The sequence below is a fragment of the Pedobacter sp. 01T416_2 genome (genome assembly GCF_056398925.1).
The window spans coordinates 1-1,828 of the sequence record NZ_JBFTQI010000997.1 but is presented as its reverse complement, the minus strand read 5'-3'; the positions used below and the strand labels follow the sequence as shown (position 1 = coordinate 1,828).

The window sequence follows — 1,828 nt, the reverse complement described above, 5'->3', positions numbered from 1 at the left end:
GTCTGGTAGAGCGTATTGGCATTGAAGGCTCGTTTGTTAAACATACAGTTTATCGCAACAACGAAAAGCATAGCATAGAACAATCAGGTTTTATTGCTAACCACGGCGAAGGCTTAAAACAGGTTTTAGCATTGCTAACTGAGGGAGAATACGCGGTAATAGCCAGCCCTGATGATATTGCAGCTGTTGGCCATAGAGTAGTGCATGGAGGTGAACATTTTACAGGTGCAACCCTTATTACAGATGAGGTAAAACATCAGATCAAAAGGCTGTTTTCACTTGCCCCACTACATAATCCGGTTAATTATAAATGTATTGAAGTAGCCGAACAGACTTTTGTAAACGCGAAACAAATTGCCGTTTTCGATACAGCATTTCATCAAACCATACCAGAACAGGCCTATCGTTATGCCATTCCGGAATGGTATTACAAAGAACATGGCATCAGGGTATATGGATTTCATGGTACCAGCCATAAATATGTAAGTGAACAGGCCATTAAATGGTTAAATAAAGTTGATACAAAAATTATCAGCATCCACTTGGGCAACGGCTGCAGCATTACGGCCATTAGAAATGGTAAATCGATAGATACGAGTATGGGATTTGGCCCATTAAGTGGATTAATGATGGGCACCCGCTCTGGAGACATCGATCCATCGGTTATTTTTCATTTAATGGAGCATTCTGGATATACTTTAGAACAGTTAAGCACCTTGGTTAACAAACAATCAGGATTGTTAGGTGTAGGAGGCTCGAGCGACATGCGCGACATCAGAAAAATGGTTAGTGAAGGCGATGCAGCTGCAATTTTGGCGCTAAAACTTTATGCCTATAGGATCAAGAAATTTATTGGAGCTTATGCAGCTATTTTAAACGGCATAGATGCGATAGTATTTACCGCTGGTGTAGGCGAAAACGACAGTAACATGCGTGAGTCTGTATGTTCGGAGCTGAATTATCTGGGTATTGAATTAGATTCAGATCAAAATACAGCCTATAATGGAGAATTGAAAGAAATTAACAAGGCAAGCGCTAAAGTAAAAATCCTGGTTATTCCAACCAACGAAGAATATGAAATTGCCCATCAATGTTTTGAACTTATAGACTAAACTTCCGAAGTTTGCGCCAATGGCAATGCGCCTGGCTAACTTCGGAAGTCTTAATTAGAGCAAGATTATCTTTGGCTGGTGAGCCACCAGCCATGGAATTTCACTTTTAGATTACGCTATGGCTTTTGCGCTTTGCCAATTTCGAAAGTCTAGCTAGGCTTAGGCCGTTTCCAAAATAGACAAAATATTGCCCGCAGGATCTCTAAACCAGGCAATGTTTGGCCCTCCGTTTCCCCGTGAGATGCCTTTACTATCCGTCTTGAAATATTCTTCATTGTAAATCTCGAATTTTATTCCCTTGGCAATAAGTTCATCGGCCGCTTGATCTATATTTTCGACAGGAAAATTAAGTACCGTAAAAGTTGCCGGAACATGATTTGGCTTTGGGTAAAGTAATACATTTGCTGATCCGGAAATAACCAGTTCAATTACGCCCATCGGGTTATCTTTAACTTCGATACCCAATACGCCTTGATAAAAATCTTTTGCTTTCTGTACATCGTCTACAGAAAACGAGCTGAATGCTTTTGAGTTTTGTAACATAATCTTTTTTTAAATCAATTTACGAGAACGGACAGTTAAATTTAGTGGATTAAAACAATAGTAACAGGCTGTATAAGCGGCAAAGTACAGGCCCAAACGAGACAACTTCCATTAACTTTTCCAGGCACCCAATAAACGTCTGATGACTACAATTTCGGCAACGTGGTAGGCAT

At 40.2% G+C, this 1,828-nt stretch carries 2 protein-coding genes; one reads left to right on the top strand and one right to left on the bottom strand.

Annotation, left to right across the window (positions count from 1 at the left end; all coding sequences use genetic code 11):
* Positions 1-1,112: acetate/propionate family kinase (locus tag AC1DPQ_RS26675; protein ID WP_477611423.1), on the top strand; the 1,112-nt coding region annotated here is incomplete at its 5' end.
* Positions 1,113-1,271: 159 nt separating this feature from the next.
* Here AC1DPQ_RS26675 and AC1DPQ_RS26670 read toward each other — a convergent pair.
* Positions 1,272-1,655 carry a VOC family protein gene (locus AC1DPQ_RS26670; RefSeq protein ID WP_477611422.1) on the bottom strand — a complete coding sequence of 128 codons (384 nt, stop codon included), beginning with the start codon at positions 1,653-1,655 and terminating at the stop codon, positions 1,272-1,274.
* Between the last annotated feature and the right edge of the window lie 173 nt (positions 1,656-1,828).

Excerpts from the sequence above, each read along its gene's own strand:
- AC1DPQ_RS26670 (WP_477611422.1), bottom strand. The coding sequence starts at position 1,655 with ATGTTACAAAACTCAAAAGCATTCAGCTCGTTTTCTGTAGACGATGTA.